Here is a 20,580-nt window from a genome sequence, read left to right as displayed (position 1 = left end):
GGTCAGTTCAGTTGGAAGGACCAGAAATGGGTCTCGCCCGAGCTGTCATCCACGCCGTCATTATCGGTGACGACATGGGCGGTTCCCTCGGGGGTGATCGCCAGCCCCTCGACCTTGTCCTGGACATAACCACCGGGGGCATTCAGATCGGGGATCAGGTCGCGCACGATTTCCTTGTCCACCAGCGGCAGATCACCATCGAGCGGGGCAGGCTGCAGACCGGCCAGATCGACACGGGTGATCTGCTTGAGCGCGGCCTTGCCGCCGATCAGGTTGTCGCGCTCGATCAGGTAGAGCGCATCCTCGTGGACTGCCAGATCGGAAAGGCCGACCCAGCCCTCGCCCGTCTCGATCGGATAGCGGAGGCCTGACCATTCGCCGCTGGCCGGATCCAGTTGCAGCAGCTTGACCTGCCCCTCGGGATCGTCGCCCCATTCGCGCTGCACGGCAAGCCAAAGCTTGCCTTCCGCCAGCGCGATGCCTTCGAAGCCGAAACGCTTTTCATGTTCGGCCAGCGCCTCGGGCAGTCCGAATTCCCCGGTGATCGCTCCCTCGGCATCGACATGCAGGACCGCGTGGGGGATGTCCTTCTCGCTATTGCCTTCCGAGGCCAGCCAGAAACCACCCTGCCCGTCCGGTTCGATCCCCTCCAGATCCAGCTTTTCGGCGGGCGCACCATCGCGGCTGACGACAAGGCGCGAAGTGATCCGAGCCGGGCTTTGCGAGGCATCGATGGCGAAGATCGCCGGGGCGGCGGAATAGAAGCTGTCGCTGACCGCGTAGAGCCGCGCCGGATCGGTCGGATCGACTGCCAGGCCGGACAGCGCGCCCCAGGGGATCAGCTCATCCGCACCGGCCGAGGTGATGGTCGGATAGGCGGCGGGCGTATCCTTGCGCTCATAGAGCATCACATGGGCGCGCGGGCCGCCGTCCTCACCCAGATCGGTCTCGTTCGCGGTGGCGAAAAGGTTGCGCTGCGGGATCGCGACCAGCCCCTCGGGGCCGACCCCGGAAGGCAGGGCCTGCACCAGGCGCGGTGCGGCGGGATCGCTGGCATCGAAGACGAAAACAATGCTGCCGCGTTCAGAGGCCACGAAAATCATCGGCGTATCGTCATATTGCGCGGTGATCACAGCCTCGGGCTCGCCGCCCTTGTTGTCCGAGCGGCCATCGGGGTAATGGCCCAGCTTCATCAGTTCGTGATCCAGCAGGTTGCCGCTGTCATAGACGACACTGCCATCCCTGCCCCAGATCGTGAAGCCATGGCTGCCGCCATTCCAGTCGCCCTCATTCGCGGTCACAAGGTGGTCGTTGTCCAGCCATGCCACGGCATCCGGTTCGCGCGGGACCTCTGACAGGCTGGCCGTGGGGGTGATCTGGCCGTCATCCTCGGTATCGATCCCGTCAAGATCGACGCTGCCCGCGCTGAAATGACCCGCAATCTCTCCATCCGCTCCGATGATCGCGATATGGTTGTTCTCCTGCAGCGTGACGGCCAACTCGCCCGCCTCGTTATAAGAGACGAATTCCGGTTCCGGATCACTGCCCGCGAGCTCGGCCAATCCCGTCAGCTCGATCCGCTTCAGCCCGGCGCAATCGGCGGTGCCATCAGCGACCGGGATCGTCACGACGAAACCGGCGGGCATCTGCGGGATGACGCCGTCATTCACATCCTCGTCGCGCTCGTTCTCGATTGCGATGGCGATCTGGCTGCCATCGCCATTGATCGCGACCGAATCCGGCTGACCGCCGATATCGCAGCTGGCGGTGATTTCCTGGCTGGCGATATCGACGCTGCGCAGCGCCCCCGAGGGTTCGGTAAAGCTGTCCGAAGTATTCACCCCGACGAATGCCGTGCCGCCGACGATCACGGTGGTGGACGGCTCGCCATCCATGGCGATATGGCCAAGCGGCATGGGCGCGGCCGGGTCCGAGATATCGATCAGCCCGAGCGCCTCCAGCGGACTGTCGGAATAGATCAGCGTGTTGCCGTCCCCGGTCACCGCCATGATCTCGGCGCTGGTTTCCTGCGTCCTGTCCTCGCCTTCCGCGAAATTCGCGGTGGTGGGAAAGCTGGAAATGCGGTTGAAAACCGGCTCGGCAATGGCGGCGGGCGCGGCCAGGCCGAGCGTGACGAATGACGTCAACATGAGACGCATGGCTATGATCTCCGGGAAAGTTCTCTCCCGGCGGTTGTGACTTGGGAAAGCGACGGTTCCGCGACGCTCATGCGACAGGTTAATGACAGTGAGTGGATGTTTCGGGGCAGCTAAGGAAATCCCACGGGATCGCTCTTCTTCTTTGGGCAAATACCTCCGGGGGGCGCCGGGGGGCAGGCAGAAATCAGGGATCACCCATCAGGACACCTCATGCGCCCTTGTTGCATCCAGATAATGATCTGTATTCAATAAATTAGTTCCATCAACGGACATTTTGCGGCTCCAAGCGGATTTAGAACAGTTCGATGCCGTCTGTTATCATTCTCCAATCACGGTAACACCGGATGGAGAACAACATGACACTGACCGTCAAACAGATCGAAGCCGCCCGCCACGGGTTACAGAAGGAACGCATGGGGACGGAGCCGGGCTCTATCTCAGGCTCTATCCATCTGGAAAGAAATCGTTTCAAACTCAGGTGCACAAGGCGAAAGGAGAAGCTGGCAGGGTCTGAATCGGACTCGGTGATTTTCCCGACCTGAGCCTTAAGGTCGCGCGGGATCTGGCGGTCTGGGTGCGGCTTCAGGCAATGCGCGGCTGGTCCCCCGAGCAGATCCGCAGTGCCCTGAAGGCCGAATGCCTGCCCTCTCCGTCCGCATCGCCACAGGACCTGCCACGTTCAGCAACCCCATTCCGGCAGGTCGCACGCGATTGGTTCGAGCGCAAGCGGCTCGGCCTCAGAAGCCAGAGGACCATCGACCAGAGCTGGAATACCATGCTCACCTATGTCTTCCCGGCTCTGGGTGATCGACTGATCGGCGAAATTTCCCGCCGCGAGGTGGTCCAGACACTGCGTCCCATCTGGCGTGAGAAACATGTCACGGCCCACCGGACCCTTGGCCGTATCCGCGAAGTCTTTGACCTCGCGATTCTGGAATATGACGTTGCAGTCAATCCCGCGCAATTCGATGCGGCTGCCGCCTATGGTTCCGTCCGTCGTCATACCCGTCACTTCGGATCTCTGTCATGGGAACGGATGCCGGAATTCTGGCGCTGGTTGCAGGACGTTCCATGCGAAGAACAAACCCGACAGTTCGTGATGCTTGTCAATCGGCGTGCATGTTTGGATGCCGATCACCCCGCTACGGGGGCAATTTTGCACGCAGGTTCACAGTCGAGTCCCACGATGTCTTCACGAGAACCGCGCCGCATCCAGGCCGTTTTCGTTCCCGGTCTGACTCCATGGCGTGGACGGCGAGCGTTCCCTCATGACCGTAGAACCGAGTGCCCGCCAATGATGATCAGATTGATCAGCTCAGCGGCGGCGCGGTGCATTTCCATGTCGGCATCCGATCCGATCGCGTTTTCGTGGGTTGACGCGGCATCGCTGAGAACGCCAATGATTTCGTGTTCTGGAAGCAGCCCGTTGTCCTTCAAGGCAAGCAAAAGCGCTTCGCAGATGGAAAGAGCTGCAATTCCTGAATAATCTGTCTGGCCAGACATGCCGGGCCATCCTTTCTGCGGAAGAGTGATCAGGGCAGATGGCGCCCTGACGACATCGTCATCCTTGCAGGAATTGCGGTATGCTGGGCTGATCGAAAGCAGTCTCATCCCGAGGTTCTCGGCAATTCAACATTAATTCCGGAGTGGTTCTTGAGCGCAACCGAACATAGCCCGCTTGCCCGAAAACTGGCCGCCTTCGTCGCCTTGTCCTCCGACGAGCTCGCAACCCTGATGCGTTTGCACCAGCGCCGCAGGAATTTTGTCGCCGGACGGGACATGGTCCATCAGGGACAATCGGATCACGCTGCCTATATCCTGGAAGCCGGTTGGGTCTGCTCCTACAAGATTTTACCCGATGGCACCCGTCAGATCGTGGACTTCCAGATCCCCGGAGATTTCCTGGGGTTGCGCAGCGTCCTGCTTCAAACCTCGGATCATAGTATCGAGCCTATCGGTGAAGTTCAGGCTGCCGAGGTTCTGGTAAGCGATCTGTTGGGCGCCTTCGCGCAAACGCCGCGATTGGCGGCGGCCATCCTTTGGGCTGCATCACGGGACGAGGCGATGGTTGTCGAACATCTCGTCGGCATCGGACGGCGGGACGCGGATTCGCGCATGGCCCATTTCCTGCTCGAACTCGGAGCCCGGCTGGCGCTTGTCGGGTTGGGAAGCAAGGCAGGATATGCCTGCCCCTTGACGCAATATCACCTCGCAGATGCCTTGGGGCTGAGTGCCGTGCATGTCAACCGGGTTCTGCGGCAACTCCGGGAGAAGGGGCTGGTGACGTTCCGGGATGGGCAGGTGGTTTTCCACGATTACGATCGTCTGGTCGCACTGGCAGAGTTCGATCCGGCATATCTGGATCAGACGGGACCGCTCCTGAAGTGAAGGAACTCCATTCGGGCCGGCATCACTCTCCGGTTCCGGCTCCGCCCAGGAAGAATATCTGTGCCAGAATCAGCAGGATCATCGCAATGGCGAGAATCTTGCCGCCGGAGATCATTGTCCATGGCGTTTCCAAGGTTTCCATTGTCGTTGAGGCACGGGAGGACGAATATTCGGGAAGCAGCCGGGTCAATTCGCGTGCAACCGCTGCATGCTCAAGAAGCAGCACGGGGACATCCCGAAATCCCGACAGGACCGAACTCAGGCGATCATGCGCGGCGTCCCGTGACAGCATCGCAAGTTCCGATGCCTCTTTCCAGGGATCGAGCCCGAGTCTCGCGAGTGTCGAGAGAACGGTCACATCATGCCCGTCCCGATCCTCGCCTACCGTGGCATATAGAAAGAGATCGAAATCGCTTCCGTCGGGGTTCAGATAATTGGCCGTGGACATCCTGTTCTCCTGCTTTCGACGGATGACGAGCTGTCAGGCCATACCGTCACATGTGACGAGGTTCTGACCGAACGCGTGGGGAAATATTTCTGGATCACCTCGACCCTACCAGTTCAAGCTCGGCTCCGCCTTGATGCAGATCAGTCGAGGATCGGGCGGGGACATTCCGTTCCTTGATCGCGGTTTTCCGTGACCGGGCCAGATCGCAAAAGAATTCGAGGGAAGCTAACACCGATCAGCATGGGACGGCCGGGTCGATAGTAGCCTGTTCCATACTGCCAGGCCATGTTCCGACTCCGCCATCAAGCTGACGGCGCCAGGTGGTGCGAGCAGGTATGAAATTCGCGGAGGCCCCGGATGAACATGCGATCGACCTCGTCGATGGTGACATTTGCTTGCCCATTCACCTTGCCCGGTTACCAGGATGAGCTGCCGGCAGGTGAATACGAGGTCCTCGTGGAAGAGGAACTTCTGCAGGGACTGAGTTTCGAGCTTATCGCCGAACAGCGACCTATCTGATGGTTCGAGGACGGAACGGCAGGCCCGGCATCACCGAGATGCGTCCAATCACCGGGACGGATCTGGAAACGACGCTCAACCGCGATCGGGCGTCCGCCGATCATCGCGACGCGGCGCATGCACAGCAGGAGAAGTTGAAATGAACACACCAGAATGGCTGAAACCCGGCATCTACGGAGCCATGATCGGCGCGGTCTTTGTCGGCGTCGTCGGGTTCACCTGGGGTGGCTGGGTCACCGGCGGGAGCGCCAACAAGATGGCCATGGCCATGGCCCATGACGATGTGATCGCGGCACTGGTCCCGGTCTGTGTCGGCATGTCCCGCAGCGACGCGGACCGGGCACTGAAAATCGCGACGATACAGGAAGCCTCGAACTACCAAAGGCGCGGCGCATTGATGGAAACCGGTTGGGCGACTGTCCCCGGTTCGGAGGAACCCAACCGGGATCTGGCGCAGGCTTGCGTCGCAGCGCTCGAACTTGACGCTTCTTGATAACGGCTGGCCGGGATCGAATGGCAAACTCAAGCATATTCTTGCTGCAATGGTTCCTGCCGGGCCTTTCTGCTTGTGACGAAGGGCACAGGTCGCGCCTCCGATATGCAAGCCGAAAGGATCTTATCCATGCGGATTAGCCTGGGCTGCCATTTCCGATATGAGCTTGCGCAACCGACACCGATGATTGCGATGCTCAATGTGCATTACTCCCGTTTTGGCGATCTGGAGCGGCCCGATTACCTGATCACGTCCCCCGCTGTCCCACTGGACAGCTACCGGGACGGATATGGGAACTGGTGCACCCGGCTGGTTGCGCCCGAAGGTGATTTCAGCCTGTCGACGGATGGCATATTCCGAGATCCCGGCGCCACCGATCCTGTTTCACCTGACCTGAAGCAGCATCTTGTCGAGGAACTGCCCTTTGAGACGCTCGTTTTTCTTCTCGGAAGCCGTTACTGCGATACTGACCTCTTGTCCGAGGAAGCCTGGCGGCTGTTCGGGCACACCAGCCCTGGCTGGGCGCGGGTCGAGGCCATCTGCGATTTCGTGCACCAGCATATCCGCTTTGGCTACGAGCAGGCATCTGCAACTCGCACGGCATCCCAGGCCCTGGCCGAAGGGCGCGGGGTTTGCCGTGACTTCACGCATCTGGCAATCACCTTCAGCCGCTGCATGAATATCCCGGCACGCTACTGCTCTGGCTATCTCAGCGATATCGGTGAACCGGAGCCACATCCCCCCGGGGATTTCGCGGCATGGATGGAGGTCTATCTGGCCGGACAATGGTGGGTCTTCGACCCGCGCAACAATGCGCCACGGATTGCCCGTATTCTCATCGCCCGCGGACGCGACGCCGCAGATGTCCCACTGGTCCACACATTCGGCCAGAACAGATTGACGGAATTCCAGGTCTGGACGGAAGAAATGGAATAGCCTGTGAGGGCCGATCCGAGCATATTGCAGCCATGGGAACGTTCCAACGATGAGCGGGAACAAGAGGCGCTGAGCTGCCCTATCGAAGTTTTCCGCCATGGGGCTTGTAATGGAATCGGCGCATCCCCACCTAGGAGGTGCAAAGCATCTTCTTTCGACCTTCTGTTTCCTAACGGCCTCAGGCGATCTCTAGACGACTCTGAGCCGGGCCATCGCATTCTGTGGATGGCGAACAAACCAGGAGACATCACGATGGCCAATGGCACCGTGAAATGGTTCAATTCCCAAAAAGGCTTCGGCTTCATCGCTCCCGAGCATGGCTCGAAGGATGTGTTCGTTCACATCTCCACGCTTGAGCGCGCCGGGCTTCAAGAGCTCAACGATGGGCAGGCCGTGACTTTCGACGTTGAAAACGGCCGGGACGGCCGCGAATCCGCGATCAATCTCGCACTGGCATAAGCCCTTGCTTGAATCAACTGGAAGGCGGGGGCAGTCCTTGGACTGGTCCCGCCTTCTTCCATTCATATGGCCCTCTGAACTTCAGAGACGGCCACTGCGAATACTATCTGAACGGACAGGACTTGATAGAGATCAACTGGGGGAATCCCATGACATTCGTCGTTTCACCCGAAGGCGACACACAAAAGATCAGCACGATTGAACAGGCATTTTACTGGCTTCGCAGGAAATGGCCGGTCACCGATCACAACCGCGATTTTGCGCTCGATCGCATCGATGCCGCAATGAATTGCCTGGTGACGGTCGAAGACGCACGCAAGGCGTTTCTCTCGGCCGCGAGAAGCGCCGGCTTCATGCCGGGTGGCATCGCGCGCCCGGACAGTGGCCATTCACAACAGATGACTTGAAAACAAGGCATCGGCGTAACTCCAAATGAAAGATTACCGGTTGCAAGCTTCTGAATGGACCCGGATCCTCGTTAAATATCGTGAACCGATCCTCACCCGCAGCATTTTCGAACTGGCCGTCACACTTGGCCCCTTCGTGGCAATCTGGGCCCTCGCCTGGTGGACGCTCGCGATCAGCCCGTGGCTGGCGGGCGCGCTGGCCCTGGTAAATTCGGCCTTCCTGGTGCGATTGTTCATGATCCAGCACGATTGCGGCCATGGCGCGTTCTTCAGGCATCGCCCGCTCGGCGACTGGATCGGTCGATGCCTCGGAGTCCTGACGCTGACGCCATATGACGTATGGCGGAAAAATCACTCGATCCACCATGCGACCACCGGCAATCTGGACCGGCGCGGCACCGGTGACCTGCCGACCCTGACAGTCAGGGAATATCGAGAGAAATCATGGCTCGGCCGGGCCATGTACAGGCTGGTCCGTAATCCGGTCTTTCTGTTCGGAATCGCCCCGGTCTACTTGTTTTTCCTGCAAAACCGCCTGCCCATCGGTCAGATGCGCGCGGGGCGACGATATTGGCTCAGCGCATTGGCGACCAACGCGGCGATAGGCGTGGTTCTGGCATTGATCGTTTGGCTGGGCGGCCTGGAGGTGCTGTTATTCGTGTTCCTGCCGACAACGATATTGGCGGCGATCACGGGGGTATGGTTCTTCTATGTTCAGCATCAGTTCGAAGACACGGTCTGGGACAGTGAGGAAGACTGGAACCTGCATGATGCTGCCTTCAGCGGAAGTTCGCATTACGACCTGCCCGGCATCCTGCGATGGATCACCGCGAATATCGGCGTTCATCATGTGCATCATCTGGCCAGCCGCATTCCCTTCTACCGCCTTGGCGAGGCGATCAGGGACCACGATCTTCTCGCACAGTCCAAGCGCATCACGCTTTGGGAAAGCTTCCGCTGCGCCCGGCTTCATCTCTGGGACGAAAAGAGCCGCAGGCTAATGTCGTTTGCGGATGCCCGCTCCGTCACCGCCTGACTTTCGCGCAGATTACCTGAACAGCCATCCTCCGTTCGCAGAAGCGTCGCAAGACCTGGCCGCAGAAGTCAGCCGGAGAGATTTTACCGGCCACTGATGTGGATCAGCTAGGCGGCGCGGTTTCCATGCGACTTTGCACTATCCGTGCGTCCGTTGGCATCACAGGCGTTTCCACGCAACCTGTCTCGTCTGGTTCACTCGACGAGCATCTGCGCTCGGCGACAGCTTCACAGTTTAACAGTTTCAAACGACTTGGAGAAATGACATGGCAAAGGGCAAAAGCCGCCGCGGCAGAGAGAACAAGAAACCGAAACAGAAAAAGGCCGAGACCGTCCCGACCGCTTCGTTCAGCACGAGCTTGTCAATCGGGACCAAACCAAAGGCAAAGAAGAACTGATCCGGTATTGTGGCACCATTTCTCCAAGCGAGAGGCTCTGTGCGCGAATAACGTCGTATTGGCGGTTAGAGCGTTTTGCATGAACTATGAATCTTGATGCTCTTTATGGGAGGCGTTTTGTGATTCACCATGCTTGGAGATGGATCACATGAACGGGCGTGATCGCACATTAACCAGCCATCCGTTCCTCATGCGCAAAGGGGCTGAGGCCAAGCCATTCCTGCATTCGGGTCGCGATCTCACGCGGGCCGTTCAGTTCCAGCCTGCCATCGTTTACGGCCTTTACGACCGTGTCCAGGCCCATCCAGATCGCGGTCATGGTGCGCAGGCTGCATTCGGCGTAGAGATCGACCTCGTAGCCCGGATCGGCATAGCAGGCCTCGACACCTGATTGCGGATCGACCAGCAGCCAATAGTTCTGCCGCGCGACCGGAAGATCGTTGAACGCGAACTGGAGACAAACCCGGCGTTCCGGCAGCGGATCGATATTCAGGAAGCGATGCATATCCCATATCAGCAATTCGGGATCGAGATTGTTGAGGGAAATGTCGCTTTCCACCCATCTCTGCCCCCATGCACCGATCCCCAGGACAAGCGGGCGCAGTTCTTCTCCGGCTTTCGTCAGGCGGTATTCCTTGACGCCCTGATCACCCATGACGGGTTGAATCACCCCGACGGCCTCCAGTTCCGCCAGCCGTTTTGACAGCAGCGTTGGCGACATCCGCGGCAGGCCACGCCGAAGATCGTTGAACCGCGTGCTGCCGCACAGAAGCTCTCGGATCAAAAGCGGCGTCCAGCGCGCGCAGAGAATCTCGGAGGCCATCGAAACCGGGCAAAACTGACCGTAACTGCCACGCATGACATGCCTCTCATTGTTGGGGAAAACCTGATCATTCGAGCCTAGGCGGAATGTCCGGCCCGGTCCAGTACAGTTTCAGGACTATCGCGGCACGGCCATTACCGCGACTCTGGTGGTGTGAATACCAGGGAGACAGACCATGACCACAACACATAAGGGAGCCTGCTTTTGCGGCAGCATTGAAATCGAGGTTTCCGGCACGCCGGAAGGAATGGGCTATTGCCACTGCGCGTCCTGCCGTGCCTGGTCGGCGGGGCCGGTGAACGCGTTCAGCCTTTGGAAACCGGACGGCGTGCGGATCACCAGGGGACAGGATCTGCTCGGCGAATATGCCAGCGCACCGAACTCGAAGCGGCGCTTTTGCAGGAATTGCGGCGGACATCTCATGACGGATCACCCGGAATGGGGCGTCACCGATGTTTTCGCAGCGGTGATCCCGAGCCTGGCCTTCGAGCCGGGCCTCCATGTGAACTACGCCGAGACCGTGCTGCCGATGCGGGACGGGCTGCCCAAGTTCAGGGATTTCCCGGCCGAGATCGGCGGGTCTGGTGAGCAAGTGCCGGAATAGCATCCATCCATCGGGCAAGGCCCGGCAAGGAGAGTGACATGACAACCGCAACGAAAGTTTTCGACCCCATCGCATTCAAGCAAACCACCCGCCGCCAATGGGATGAGGCCGCCGAGGCCTGGAACCGGTGGGCACCGCTTCTGGACAGATGGCTGGGACCATCGACCGAATTGATGCTCGACAGGATGGGCCTGGCACAGGGTAGCCGCGTCCTGGACATCGCGGCCGGTGCCGGAGGCCAGACGCTTAACGCGGCGAGGCGCGTCGGGCCTTCGGGTCATGTGCTGGCGACCGATCTGTCGCCGGGCATCCTGCAACATGCCAAGGCCAATGCCGATCTTGCGGGGCTCGGCAATGTCGAAACCCTGGTGCTTGACGGCGAACAGGCTGGCGACATCAAGGCCGAACCGTTCGACGGCGTCATGTCGCGCGTCGGCCTGATCTATTTTCCCGACCAGCACAAGGCGCTGACGGGCATGCATGCCCAGTTGCGCCCCGGCGGCCATATCGGTGCGATCACCTATGCCGAGGCTGATCGCAACGGCTTCTTCTCGGTGCCGGTCGGCATCATCCGCCGCCGTGCCGCATTGCCCGCGCCGCTGCCGGGTCAACCCGGCCCCTTCTCGTTGGGTGATCCCGACCTGCTGGCCAGCCGGCTGCGTGATGCAGGCTTTACCGATATCGACATAACCCGTGTCGCGGCGCCTGTCCGCCTGAACTCGGCTCGGGAATGCCTGCAATTCGAGCGGGAAAGTTTCGGCGCCCTGCATCAGATGCTCGCGGGGCTCACCGCACCCGAACAGGATGACATCTGGGGTGAAATCGAGGAAGCGCTGCGCGCCTTCGAAACCGGGGGCCGGTTCGAGGGACCTTGCGAGATGCTCGTCGCCACCGGGACGAAAGCTGCCTGATCCATGCTTGAGCCTCACAGCCGGAACCTGTGGGCAAGCTGCTGAAACGCGGAAAGGAAACATCCGATGACCAAGATCGCAATCGTCCAGGAGCCGCCTGTCTATCTGAACCTCGCCGCCAGCATGGAGCGCGCCGTCGGCCTGGTCGCACAAGCCGCCAGCGAGGGCGCCCGGTTGCTGGTCTTCCCCGAGGCCTGGTTTCCCGGCTACCCGACCTTTTGCTGGCGCCTGTCACCGGGTGCCGACATGGGCAAGACGGATGAACTGTTCACCTTGCTGCAAGCCAATTCCATCGATCTGAGCCGCAATGGCATGGCCCCCTTGCAGGAGGCCGCCGCCGAGCATGAGATGGTGATCGTGGCCGGTTACCAGGAAGTCGATGGCGCGGTGTCGGGCTCGACCCTGTTCAACTCCTGCATCACCATCGACGCCGATGGCAGCATCGCGAACAACCACCGAAAGCTGATGCCGACCAATCCGGAACGCATGATCTGGGGCTTTGGCGACGGATCCGGCCTGAACGTGGTCGAGACGGCGGTGGGGCGGATCGGCGCGCTGATCTGCTGGGAAAGCTACATGCCGCTGGCGCGTTTCGCGCTCTATGCCCAGAATATCGACATCTATGTCGCCCCGACCTGGGACAGCGGCGATACCTGGCTGGCCACGATGCAGCATATTGCCCGCGAAGGCGGTTGCTGGGTGATCGGATGCGCCACGGCACTGGAGGCATCGGACATTCCCGCGGATATCCCGCATTACGACATCCTGTTTCCGAACAAGGATGAATGGGTAAATCCCGGCGATGCGGTTGTCTATGCGCCCTTCGGCGGAATCGCTGCCGGGCCGATGCATCGGGAAAAGGGGATGCTCATGGCCGAGATCGATGTCTCTGCCGCCCGCGCTTCGCGCCGGAAATTCGACGCCAGCGGCCATTATTCCCGCCCCGACGTGTTCTCGCTTTCGGTCGACAGAGGCCACAAGCGGCCCGTTTCGTTCAACTGACCGGTAACGGGTCGCAGCGGACACGAAGCGCACAGATAACCGGCATTGGTGGCTATCCATGGAAAGCTCGCCTCGTTCGCAATTGCCGACAGGAATGACACGGGTTCGCTGCACAGCGTTCGAATGTCCGGTATGAAGATGGCCGCAGCAGCATCCGTTCCTGACGAAAGTCGGGCAAGGGCCGGATGGACAGGTTCCTAGTAGATGCCCAATCCGTATCGGGAATGTTCCAGGAACACCTTTCCTGCCACTCTTCCGGTGATGTCTCCTATTCCCGGGGGCATGCAACAGGAAGGAAAACATCGTGGCAAATATCAAGGACATCGTGACTGCGGCCAAGGCGAGGATCGAGAACCTGACTCCGGCGACGGTGGCGGCGGAACTTGATCGTGCCGACGTGCTGCTGGTGGATGTGCGGGAACCCAATGAGACGGCAATCGGGATCATTCCCGGCGCAGTCCTGGCACCGCGCGGTATGCTGGAGTTTCACGCCGATGCCTCAACCCCCTATTTCATCAGGGAGTTCGAACCGGACAGGCGCGTGATCATCTACTGTTCGGCGGGTTCCCGATCAGCGCTCGCCGTCAGGTCGTTGCAGGAACTCGGCTATCGTGATGTCGCCCATCTCGACGGAGGTTTCGCGGCCTGGCGCGGCGAAGGGCGCCCGGTTGTAGCACCGGCGGTCGCACCCTGAAGCGAGGGGCCTTTGCGGGGCAGGATTTGCGCGCTTGTGCAAAGAGTGCCCAGAGCCGATAATCGAGTCGGAGAAGCAGCGATGGCCGACAATCGATCGAACCAATACCTGCGGCTTGAGTTGCTCGGACAATTCCGGGTGATCGTCGCAGGTCGGGACCTTGGAGAGGTGGCATGGCCAGGTCGCCGATCAGCCGAGCTGGTGCAATTGCTGGCCCTCGCCGATCGTCACCGCCTCTTGCGAGATCAGGCCATCGAGGCGCTGTGGCCTCATCTGGCGGCGGAGGCTGGTGCAGCCAATTTGCGAAAGGCCGCTTTCCATGCCCGCCAGGCGCTCGATACCGAGGATGCGGTAGTGTTGAGCGGCGGTCGGGTCGCGCTTTTCCCAGCATGGCAAATCGAGACCGATGTCATGGAGTTCGAGCAGGCGGCGACGGCCGCGCTTCGTTCCCGGGACCCGAAGCAATGTGAGACTGCGGCCGCCGCATATAGCGGCATCCTGCTCCCGGAGGCGCTCTATGAGGAATGGACCCTGTCACGGCGAGACCGGCTGCAATCCCTTTACGCCGAACTGCTGAGGGCGGCTCATTGCTGGGAACGGCTGGTCAAGGTCGAACCGTCTGACGAGGAAGCATATCGCGAACTGATGCGCATCGCATTGGCAGCAGGCAACCGGCACGCCGCCATCCGGTGGTATGGCCAACTGCGGATGAACTTGCAATGCGAACTGGGCCTGGCACCAAGCCCGGAAAGCCAGGCCGTCTATGACGAGTGCATCGCCGGGCTTGGCCTTCCGACGGCCGTATTCGTTGGGCGTCAGGTCGAACTCGCCACGGCTGCGGTTGCCATGCGAGCGGCTGGAGAAGGTAAAATCGGCGCGCTGATCCTGCGCGGTCCGACCGGTATCGGCAAGTCGGCCCTGTGCCAACAGATTGCCGTGGCGGCGCGTGATCGGGGCTGGCGGACCATTACGGTTGCCGCCACGGGCGAACGCCGCCCCTACGAACCCCTGGCGGCAACGGTCGAGCAACTTCTCCAGGCTGATCGCGGGTTGCTCGATGTCGTGAATGACCGGACACGCACCACACTGGCCGAACTGACGGCACTGGTCCTGCCGGCAAAGCGTCGCAAGGACGGGTTGACCCGACACATGGTGATCGGGGCTGTGAACAGGCTGCTGGCGGCCGCCCGCGGCAAGAGCACAGGCGTCATGCTTGTCATCGACGACATGCATCTTGCCGATCAGGCGACGATCGATGCCTGCATGCAACTGGCGCGGGCCGGGGGAAAGTTTCCATTGCTCATCGTTCTGGCATACCGCGCCGAGACGGCACAGCAGGCCTTGGTGCAAGGCGTCGCCAGCCTCGGCCGCGCCGGCCGATCCACCGAGATCGAGCTTGGACCGCTGGAACATGGCGAGGCAGTCGCCCTGGCCGAAGCCGGCGCAGCGGGAAAACCGGATGCCCGGCTTCTCTCCGAGATCGCTGAGATGGCCGAGGGCAATCCATTCTTTGTCCTTGAACTCGCCCGCGGTGTCGCAGCGGGCAAGCTCTTGCCGCTCAATCCGTCGGCCCGGGACACGATCATCGCCCGGAACCTCGATCTTGACGATGCCACCGCGGCAATGATGCGCCGGCTGGCAGTGGCCGGGGATCACCTGGAGCCGGCCGAGGTGCTGGCATTGACCGGGTTGTCCGAGGAGGACGGGTTCGCGCTCCTCGATACCGCTGTGGAAACCGGTGTACTGACGGTTACCGATGCACGTTATCGGTTCCGGCACCACCTGGTCCGCCAGGCGCTCGTCGAGCAGACCCCTCCGCATCAACGGATTGCCGTGCATCGTGATACGGCGCGTCGCCTCGCCGCTTCCGGCGCTGCCCCGGGCCTGATCGCCCGGCACTGGATCGATGGCGGAAAACCGGCCGAAGCAATTGACTGGCTACTCGCTGCCGCCCGTCTGGCGATCAGGCTCGGGGCGTTCTCCGATGGTCTGGTCCAACTCGACAAGCTGCTGGAACAAGCGCCTGCGCATGCGGAAGCGCTGCGCCTGCGGGCGGAGGTTCTGGATGCCCTGGGCGACAGTCGCGCACCGGCAGCATTTGTCGCCGCCGCACGGGTCATCGGCGGGACAGGCGCACATGATTTGCGGGCAAAGCAGGCATTGGCCCAACTCAAGCTTGGTGATCCGACCGGAGCGCTGCGAACGGTAACCGGGATCGAGCCGGAGACGTTCGAAGGGCGGCTCGCACAGGCACTCACCTGGAGCGGCGCTGCCGCCCTGGGCTTCGCCGACCCGGGGATCGGCACGGCAAAGGCCGCCGAGAGCCGTCGGCTGGCCATGGAAATGGGGGACAGCGGCGCGTTGGTGGTTGCCTCCTGGGCACAGGCGGCCGCCGCACATGCCCGTGGTGACCTGCGCTCAAGCGTGCGGGCGGATCTGCGCGATACGAGCACTCTCCGCGACCTGGCGATCAGTATCTTCGATGGGCAGCTGTGCATTACCCAGCGGTTGCTTTACGGGGCCCGGCCGTATCGCGACGTCATCAGTTTCGCTCATTCGCTCAGGGCCGAGGCCGAACGGCTGGGTGCGGCACGCGGACAGGCTTTCGCCGTTACGCTCGGCGGGGAGGCGAAACTGCTGGCGGGCCGACTTGACGAGGCTGATGCGGATCTTGCTGTCGCGGCACGCCTCAATGAGGATATCGGCGCGGCAACCGGATTGGCGCTGGCGCTTCAACGGCGGGCCGAGGTGGCGCTCTATCGGGAATGTCACGCCGACGCCGCCGCACTTCTCGACGACGCCCTCGCGGTGGCGCGTGAGTCAGATGTAGGGTTCCATCTCTTCGACCGAATTTACGGCACCAAGATCGCCGCCGCCATCGACCCCAACTTGGCCCTGTTCGCGCTTGAAGACGCCGAGGCATCGGTTCGCGGACCGATGGAGACCTGTCCGGGCTGCCGGATCACCTTCGCCGTTCCGGCAGCGATCGCGGCGGCGCGCGCCGGGGACCTTGAGCGCGCGAGCCAATACGCGCATCAGGTGGAGAACCTGGCGGCGGTCGTGATGCGCCTGCCCGGGTGGAATGCGGCGGCCGAAGAGGTCAAGGGCCATCTCTGCCTGGCCAACCATGACGCCGGTGCTGCAACCCGCTTCCACACAGCTGCAGACGGGTTCCGAAGGGCCGGACAGCCCCTCGACGAAGCACGCTGTGCCACCCTGGCTGAAGCTTCGTTCTGAGCCGGTCCGGCACCGGGAACGATCAAAGAATGCCTGCCTGTCATCCTTGAGTCCGAGCTCAGCGCCTGCTGGGTGAACCCCGAGGAGGAGAGATCATGCATATGAACACTGAACTGAAAACGATACTGGACGGCATTTCATCGGCGGTCGCTGCCGACCCTGGCAATGCCACTGTCCGGATCAGCGCCGATTGCAAGCTCGTCGGCGTTCACGAGGTGGATGTCCAACTGGACGGACATGCGATCAAGTCCGATCAACCGGCCATGCTTGGTGGCAACGATCGGGGCTCCAAACCCGTCGAGATCGCCCTCGCTGCCCTGGGTTCCTGCCAGGCCCAGACATATCGCTTCTGGTCTGAAAAACTCGGCATCCGCTTCGACGACATCACCGTCGATATCGAGGGAGACATCGATATACGGGGCATCTTCGGCCTTCAGGATGGCGTTCGTCCTGGCTTCGGCGGTGTGCGCGTCAATGTATCCATCCGCGGGCCGGAGTCGCGCGAACGCTATGAAGAGTTGCACCAAACGGTCAATGCCCACTGCCCGGTGCTGGATATGTTTACCATGCCGGTGCCGGTCACAACCGCGATATCCCTGAACTGAGGCCGCATTTTCGACCGCATGGGGCGACGGTAGCACAGCGGAGCCCCGGCCACGGAGCTCCGCACGCAGCCTTGATACCGAAAGGTATCAACAACTAGGGGACTTGAAATTGCCAAATGGGCCAGCCTGGCAAAAGTTCCGTATCCTATTTCCGTCCGGTGGCAGAGGTCATCCCCACCTCAAAAGTCAGGTAACCGTCCTGAACAAATTCTTGCCACTGGGCGCAGACATCCTGCTCCAACGCGGTGCGAACGGCGTCATCTGTCCGCAACACAATGTCGGAAAGCGGCGTGCTGCAAATATACTGCCAGAGGAAATCGGCAGGCGGCGGAAGGCGAAGTATCTTTGGCAGTGCCCTGGCATCCACATCCCGGAAACCAGCACTGCGCATCAGTTCCCTTAGCTCATCGACATCGTGCATCGAAAACACCAACTCGCCAAAGGTTGCCGCTTCAGGGCCAATATGACGAGCAATTGCGTCGATCATGATTGCAAATAGCGGCGGCTTTGGCCCGGGAACGACGATGATTGCTCGCCCATCTTCCGTCAGAACGCGCCGCATCTCGCGCAGCGCGGCAAGCTTGCCGGGCACGAACTGAAGACCCATCTGGCAGAGCACGACATCGAAGGCATGATCTGCGAATGGCATGGATTCGGCGTTGGCTTCCTGCCAATCAATCGACATGTCTGTCGGAGTCGCCGATCGGGCCACCGCCAGCATCCCGGGATTTAGGTCGAGACCGGTTACCGATCCGGAGGCTCCGACACGCTCGGCCGCCAACCGTACCACCACCCCGGTTCCGCAGGCGACATCAAGCACCCGCTCACCGGTTCGAAGCGCTGCCGTGGCGATAAGATCATCGGCCACGGGCGCTGCGATAGCAGGAACGAAATAACGCTGATAATTCTCGGCTGCGGTTCCCCGGAAGCTCTTGCCATAGGTTTCATGCACGTTCATCTCATTTCTCCCTTTTGAGGGCATCGGGGCCCGAAGGCTGAAGCCCCTGTTTTCAGTCTCAGACGTCTCGCGCCGGAATAACGGTTGAGCGTGGGATACGCGCGGCAATGCCGAACCAGACCAGCCAGAGACACATCAGCAGCGACGAGACCAGCCAGACAGGGCCGCCGATCGAGAGCCCCAGATGCATGCCGAGGATCCAGCCGGTCGCCGACAGGATGCCGAACAAGCTACCTGCAGCGGCAGCCCAACCAGGCAAGCGGCCATCCGTGCCGCGCAGATCGAAATAGGCGATGAGCGCCACGGCCAGGGCGAGCCCGAGAAAGCCGTTCGCCATTCCGCTGGCAAAGCCCCACCAGATGGTGAAGGTGGCGAGGTCCCCGCTGTCCGCTGCCACGGACAATGCGGTGGCCTCGGAAACGGCGGTGGAAATGGTGATCAGGGCACCCAGAGCCATCACCATCCAGGCCGAACCGAGAACCGGTGAGCGCCGGATAGCCGGATTCGTGGCAATGGCCAGAAACCCTGCGCCCGAGAGCAGGAAGAGCGCGCCGGCCGCCATCCAATGCACCAAGGCCCAACGACCGTGGCCATCGGCGATATGTTGCATCTGGACCGAGAGATCCGGATCGGGCGGGCCGTGCGTGATCAGCGCGGCGGCCAGCAACGCAGCCCCTGCGGCGAGCCAGAGATCAGCGGCTGAAGTTTGATGGGATACGGTGTCGGGCATCTGGCAGCCCTCCATTATCATGTCCTGATACTGGAAAGGATAACCCGGTCCCGCGCGGCCCGCTTCGGTGCAACCACCCATGACGAGGCGATTTCCCTATGGGTGAAAACACCCAGTCTGCGGCGGGTCAATCAACCCGTGAGCAAGAGCATAAGCGGTGGCCGCGGCACGTGTCGGAACGTCGAGCCGGGTCAGTATATCGCTGACATGGCGGTCGACGGTCCGTTCGCTGAGACCGAAATGCCGGGCTATGTCGGGGTTTGTCATACCCTCGGCGATAAGTTGCAGGACCTGCCTCTGGCGCGGCGTCAGAGCTGTGATTCCGGGTGCGGCGGTCGTGGTCAGCCCCTCCAGCATGGAAAGATCGAACACGGCACCCAACTCCCGGAAAATACTGTGGGCGGCGTCAAAATGCATGCGTGCCGACTCGTCATCGCCAAGCCTCTGGCTGGCCTGCCCGATCAGAACCCGCGTTCGGGATGCTTCGTAGGGCATTTCCAGTTCCCGCCAGATCGCCCAAGCCTCACGCAGAAGGGCGAGGGCAGCTTTCAGCTTGCCCTCGGCGAGCAGTAACGCACCGGTGGCGTGGGTGGATGCCGCGTAAAGGAAAGGCGCGTCGATCTTTATTGCAAACTGCGTCAATTCGTCGGCCATTGTGCGCGCTGTGACGAGATCGCCATCGGCAATCAATATCTCGATATATGGGCCAAGCAGCCTGGGGCGCGATGCTCCACCTCCCGGCGCGCTTCCATTGCCAGAGGATTCGACGATACCGCGGATCAAGGCAGCGGCGGTCTCGTGCCTGCCTTGGGCCAGCCGCAGCAGCGACAGGCCGGGCTGCGGCTCATATCCTATCCGTGCGGCCTCGCGATACATCTCGTCGGCCTGATCGAATTCACCGCGCAACCGATGAAGTTCTCCCTGCTGATAGCATGCCCTTCCGACTACGGCCTCAGATCTGCCGGAAAGATGGGCGCGAGCCTTTTTCACCTCGGTGAGCGCCCTGGACCAATCGCCCTGCATTTGCAGAAGCTCGGAACGATGCACGAGACATTGACCGCGATAGGGCACAAGATCGGGCTGGGAAGCACACCAGCTATCGAGCTGCCTGGTCCATTCCCGTGCCCGGTGCAGGTCAAAGATGCTCTGGCAGGTCAGAATGACGGCGCAGTAGACGATCCCGGCCAGCACCGGCGACACTTCTCCGGTCGTGACCCCCAGCATCGCCTCGTCAAGCTGGGCTACACCCTCGACGGTATTGTGGGAACGGATCAGGTTCTGCCCACGGCCGAGCAGTCCCAGAGCCAGAAGATCGGGATCACCGAACCGTTCGGCGATCGTCACGGCCTGCGTAAAGTCAGCACCGGCAGTTTCGGTGTTTCCCTGAAACATCGCTATCAGCCCGGTGACGACAAGCCCGTATCCCTGTTCGACACATGTTTCGCGACAGTCCTTGATGATCCGTTGCGACCGGGCGAGCCAACCGGTAGCCTGAGCCTTCTCGCCGGAGCTGAGCATGTGAAGGCTGAGCCAGAATCCCCATCGGGCCGCACGCTTCACACGACCCTGATCGATGAGAGCGTGATGCGCGGACGTCCAGATCGCGATTGCACGGGCATCCTCACCGACAAGATATGCCGACGCCGCAAACCGCTCCAGGTCCGCGGGCTCAAGGGGCATCTCCTGGTTCGCGGCGGATAAAAGCCGGTAAGCCTCTCTCCATTTCTGCCGGGCGAACGCCTCTCTCCCCCGAGCGAGTTCAGGAATCCGTGAC

At 61.3% G+C, this 20,580-nt stretch carries 23 protein-coding genes and 1 pseudogene; 17 read left to right on the top strand and 7 right to left on the bottom strand.

The genetic code is table 11. The features are described from left to right. Window positions 1-2 precede the first annotated feature (2 nt). Entirely contained in the window at window positions 3-2,159 is a 2,157-nt protein-coding gene (locus tag A7A09_RS13520) for an esterase-like activity of phytase family protein (RefSeq protein WP_106691898.1), read from the bottom strand. Between the two features lie 356 nt (window positions 2,160-2,515). Here A7A09_RS13520 and A7A09_RS13515 point away from each other — a divergent pair, with 356 nt between their 5' ends. After that, a complete protein-coding gene (locus A7A09_RS13515) occupies window positions 2,516-2,701 on the top strand; it encodes a hypothetical protein (protein WP_148043667.1) in 186 nt (61 codons plus the stop codon). Between the two features lie 47 nt (window positions 2,702-2,748). Beyond that, window positions 2,749-3,060: pseudogene (locus A7A09_RS22240) on the top strand (phage integrase central domain-containing protein); the annotation flags it as partial. A 365-nt stretch (window positions 3,061-3,425) separates the two neighbouring features. On the opposite strand, the gene A7A09_RS13505 reads toward A7A09_RS22240, so the two are convergent. Further along, on the bottom strand, window positions 3,426-3,662 hold the full coding sequence (locus tag A7A09_RS13505; RefSeq protein WP_106692038.1) for a hypothetical protein: 237 nt from the start codon (window positions 3,660-3,662) through the stop codon (window positions 3,426-3,428). 150 nt (window positions 3,663-3,812) lie between these two features. On the opposite strand from A7A09_RS13505, the gene A7A09_RS13500 reads away from it, so the two are divergent. Continuing rightward, complete coding sequence (locus A7A09_RS13500; RefSeq protein WP_106691895.1) at window positions 3,813-4,547, top strand: Crp/Fnr family transcriptional regulator; 735 nt, start codon at window positions 3,813-3,815, stop codon at window positions 4,545-4,547. A 22-nt stretch (window positions 4,548-4,569) separates the two neighbouring features. Here the strand turns inward: A7A09_RS13500 and A7A09_RS13495 are convergent, their stop codons facing one another. Then, window positions 4,570-4,995 (bottom strand): hypothetical protein, encoded by a 426-nt coding sequence (locus tag A7A09_RS13495; RefSeq protein WP_106691894.1) that lies wholly within the window; start codon window positions 4,993-4,995, stop codon window positions 4,570-4,572. Between the two features lie 357 nt (window positions 4,996-5,352). On the opposite strand from A7A09_RS13495, the gene A7A09_RS21550 reads away from it, so the two are divergent. The 7 genes from A7A09_RS21550 to A7A09_RS21865 all read left to right on the top strand — a co-directional run bounded on the left by A7A09_RS21550 (window position 5,353) and on the right by A7A09_RS21865 (window position 9,242). Further along, entirely contained in the window at window positions 5,353-5,514 is a 162-nt protein-coding gene (locus A7A09_RS21550; RefSeq protein WP_245999341.1) for a hypothetical protein, read from the top strand. A 139-nt stretch (window positions 5,515-5,653) separates the two neighbouring features. Then, a complete protein-coding gene (locus tag A7A09_RS13485) occupies window positions 5,654-6,007 on the top strand; it encodes a hypothetical protein (protein ID WP_106691893.1) in 354 nt (117 codons plus the stop codon). 129 nt (window positions 6,008-6,136) lie between these two features. After that, complete coding sequence (locus tag A7A09_RS13480) at window positions 6,137-6,943, top strand: transglutaminase-like domain-containing protein (protein WP_106691892.1); 807 nt, start codon at window positions 6,137-6,139, stop codon at window positions 6,941-6,943. 252 nt (window positions 6,944-7,195) lie between these two features. Then, window positions 7,196-7,402, top strand: coding sequence for a cold-shock protein (locus A7A09_RS13475; protein WP_106692037.1), 207 nt, complete (start codon window positions 7,196-7,198; stop codon window positions 7,400-7,402). A 149-nt stretch (window positions 7,403-7,551) separates the two neighbouring features. After that, window positions 7,552-7,809 (top strand): DUF982 domain-containing protein, encoded by a 258-nt coding sequence (locus A7A09_RS13470; protein WP_106691891.1) that lies wholly within the window; start codon window positions 7,552-7,554, stop codon window positions 7,807-7,809. 40 nt (window positions 7,810-7,849) lie between these two features. Continuing rightward, window positions 7,850-8,845, top strand: a complete 996-nt coding sequence (locus tag A7A09_RS13465) for a fatty acid desaturase (RefSeq protein ID WP_245999340.1) — start codon at window positions 7,850-7,852, stop codon at window positions 8,843-8,845. A 265-nt stretch (window positions 8,846-9,110) separates the two neighbouring features. After that, on the top strand, window positions 9,111-9,242 hold the full coding sequence (locus A7A09_RS21865; RefSeq protein WP_281277594.1) for a hypothetical protein: 132 nt from the start codon (window positions 9,111-9,113) through the stop codon (window positions 9,240-9,242). 169 nt (window positions 9,243-9,411) lie between these two features. Here the strand turns inward: A7A09_RS21865 and A7A09_RS13460 are convergent, their stop codons facing one another. Beyond that, complete coding sequence (locus A7A09_RS13460) at window positions 9,412-10,101, bottom strand: winged helix-turn-helix transcriptional regulator (protein WP_106691889.1); 690 nt, start codon at window positions 10,099-10,101, stop codon at window positions 9,412-9,414. 139 nt (window positions 10,102-10,240) lie between these two features. Between A7A09_RS13460 and A7A09_RS13455 the strand changes: the two genes are divergently transcribed. The 6 genes from A7A09_RS13455 (at window position 10,241) to A7A09_RS13430 (ending at window position 17,118) form a co-directional block, all read left to right on the top strand. Beyond that, on the top strand, window positions 10,241-10,669 hold the full coding sequence (locus A7A09_RS13455; protein ID WP_106691888.1) for a GFA family protein: 429 nt from the start codon (window positions 10,241-10,243) through the stop codon (window positions 10,667-10,669). Between the two features lie 38 nt (window positions 10,670-10,707). Then, complete coding sequence (locus A7A09_RS13450; RefSeq protein ID WP_106691887.1) at window positions 10,708-11,580, top strand: class I SAM-dependent methyltransferase; 873 nt, start codon at window positions 10,708-10,710, stop codon at window positions 11,578-11,580. 66 nt (window positions 11,581-11,646) lie between these two features. Further along, entirely contained in the window at window positions 11,647-12,582 is a 936-nt protein-coding gene (locus A7A09_RS13445) for a carbon-nitrogen hydrolase family protein (RefSeq protein WP_106691886.1), read from the top strand. A 304-nt stretch (window positions 12,583-12,886) separates the two neighbouring features. Beyond that, window positions 12,887-13,276 (top strand): rhodanese-like domain-containing protein, encoded by a 390-nt coding sequence (locus tag A7A09_RS13440; RefSeq protein WP_106691885.1) that lies wholly within the window; start codon window positions 12,887-12,889, stop codon window positions 13,274-13,276. Window positions 13,277-13,357: 81 nt separating this feature from the next. Next, window positions 13,358-16,513: an ATP-binding protein gene (locus tag A7A09_RS13435; protein ID WP_106691884.1), complete on the top strand. Its 3,156-nt coding sequence runs from the start codon at window positions 13,358-13,360 to the stop codon at window positions 16,511-16,513. 101 nt (window positions 16,514-16,614) lie between these two features. Next, a complete protein-coding gene (locus A7A09_RS13430) occupies window positions 16,615-17,118 on the top strand; it encodes an OsmC family protein (RefSeq protein ID WP_106692036.1) in 504 nt (167 codons plus the stop codon). A 145-nt stretch (window positions 17,119-17,263) separates the two neighbouring features. Here A7A09_RS13430 and A7A09_RS13425 read toward each other — a convergent pair whose 3' ends face one another. The 3 genes from A7A09_RS13425 to A7A09_RS20815 form a co-directional block, all read right to left on the bottom strand. Continuing rightward, window positions 17,264-18,076 (bottom strand): methyltransferase domain-containing protein, encoded by an 813-nt coding sequence (locus A7A09_RS13425; protein ID WP_170167110.1) that lies wholly within the window; start codon window positions 18,074-18,076, stop codon window positions 17,264-17,266. A 58-nt stretch (window positions 18,077-18,134) separates the two neighbouring features. Next, complete coding sequence (locus tag A7A09_RS13420) at window positions 18,135-18,806, bottom strand: hypothetical protein (protein ID WP_148043666.1); 672 nt, start codon at window positions 18,804-18,806, stop codon at window positions 18,135-18,137. 96 nt (window positions 18,807-18,902) lie between these two features. Further along, window positions 18,903-19,682: a LuxR C-terminal-related transcriptional regulator gene (locus A7A09_RS20815; RefSeq protein WP_170167109.1), complete on the bottom strand. Its 780-nt coding sequence runs from the start codon at window positions 19,680-19,682 to the stop codon at window positions 18,903-18,905. Window positions 19,683-19,715: 33 nt separating this feature from the next. Between A7A09_RS20815 and A7A09_RS22150 the strand changes: the two genes are divergently transcribed. Next, window positions 19,716-20,507, top strand: coding sequence for a hypothetical protein (locus tag A7A09_RS22150; protein WP_170167108.1), 792 nt, complete (start codon window positions 19,716-19,718; stop codon window positions 20,505-20,507). The last annotated feature ends 73 nt before the right edge of the window (window positions 20,508-20,580 follow it).

It is taken from the genome of Paracoccus methylarcula, from assembly GCF_003007735.2.
In the GTDB taxonomy this organism is placed as follows: Bacteria; Pseudomonadota; Alphaproteobacteria; order Rhodobacterales; family Rhodobacteraceae; genus Paracoccus; species Paracoccus methylarcula.
This window is presented reverse-complemented; position numbering and strand designations above follow the sequence as displayed.

Bases quoted from the DNA above. Each gene is read 5' to 3' on its own strand.
- A7A09_RS13520 (WP_106691898.1), bottom strand. From the start codon at position 2,159: ATGCGTCTCATGTTGACGTCATTCGTCACGCTCGGCCTGGCCGCGCCC.
- A7A09_RS13515 (WP_148043667.1), top strand. From the start codon at position 2,516: ATGACACTGACCGTCAAACAGATCGAAGCCGCCCGCCACGGGTTACAG.
- A7A09_RS13505 (WP_106692038.1), bottom strand. From the start codon at position 3,662: ATGTCTGGCCAGACAGATTATTCAGGAATTGCAGCTCTTTCCATCTGC.
- A7A09_RS13495 (WP_106691894.1), bottom strand. From the start codon at position 4,995: ATGTCCACGGCCAATTATCTGAACCCCGACGGAAGCGATTTCGATCTC.
- A7A09_RS21550 (WP_245999341.1), top strand. From the start codon at position 5,353: ATGAACATGCGATCGACCTCGTCGATGGTGACATTTGCTTGCCCATTC.
- A7A09_RS13485 (WP_106691893.1), top strand. From the start codon at position 5,654: ATGAACACACCAGAATGGCTGAAACCCGGCATCTACGGAGCCATGATC.
- A7A09_RS13480 (WP_106691892.1), top strand. From the start codon at position 6,137: ATGCGGATTAGCCTGGGCTGCCATTTCCGATATGAGCTTGCGCAACCG.
- A7A09_RS13475 (WP_106692037.1), top strand. From the start codon at position 7,196: ATGGCCAATGGCACCGTGAAATGGTTCAATTCCCAAAAAGGCTTCGGC.
- A7A09_RS13470 (WP_106691891.1), top strand. From the start codon at position 7,552: ATGACATTCGTCGTTTCACCCGAAGGCGACACACAAAAGATCAGCACG.
- A7A09_RS21865 (WP_281277594.1), top strand. From the start codon at position 9,111: ATGGCAAAGGGCAAAAGCCGCCGCGGCAGAGAGAACAAGAAACCGAAA.
- A7A09_RS13460 (WP_106691889.1), bottom strand. From the start codon at position 10,101: ATGCGTGGCAGTTACGGTCAGTTTTGCCCGGTTTCGATGGCCTCCGAG.
- A7A09_RS13455 (WP_106691888.1), top strand. From the start codon at position 10,241: ATGACCACAACACATAAGGGAGCCTGCTTTTGCGGCAGCATTGAAATC.
- A7A09_RS13450 (WP_106691887.1), top strand. From the start codon at position 10,708: ATGACAACCGCAACGAAAGTTTTCGACCCCATCGCATTCAAGCAAACC.
- A7A09_RS13445 (WP_106691886.1), top strand. From the start codon at position 11,647: ATGACCAAGATCGCAATCGTCCAGGAGCCGCCTGTCTATCTGAACCTC.
- A7A09_RS13435 (WP_106691884.1), top strand. From the start codon at position 13,358: ATGGCCGACAATCGATCGAACCAATACCTGCGGCTTGAGTTGCTCGGA.
- A7A09_RS13430 (WP_106692036.1), top strand. From the start codon at position 16,615: ATGAACACTGAACTGAAAACGATACTGGACGGCATTTCATCGGCGGTC.
- A7A09_RS13425 (WP_170167110.1), bottom strand. From the start codon at position 18,076: ATGAACGTGCATGAAACCTATGGCAAGAGCTTCCGGGGAACCGCAGCC.
- A7A09_RS13420 (WP_148043666.1), bottom strand. From the start codon at position 18,806: ATGCCCGACACCGTATCCCATCAAACTTCAGCCGCTGATCTCTGGCTC.
- A7A09_RS20815 (WP_170167109.1), bottom strand. From the start codon at position 19,682: ATGTATCGCGAGGCCGCACGGATAGGATATGAGCCGCAGCCCGGCCTG.
- A7A09_RS22150 (WP_170167108.1), top strand. From the start codon at position 19,716: ATGAAGTTCTCCCTGCTGATAGCATGCCCTTCCGACTACGGCCTCAGA.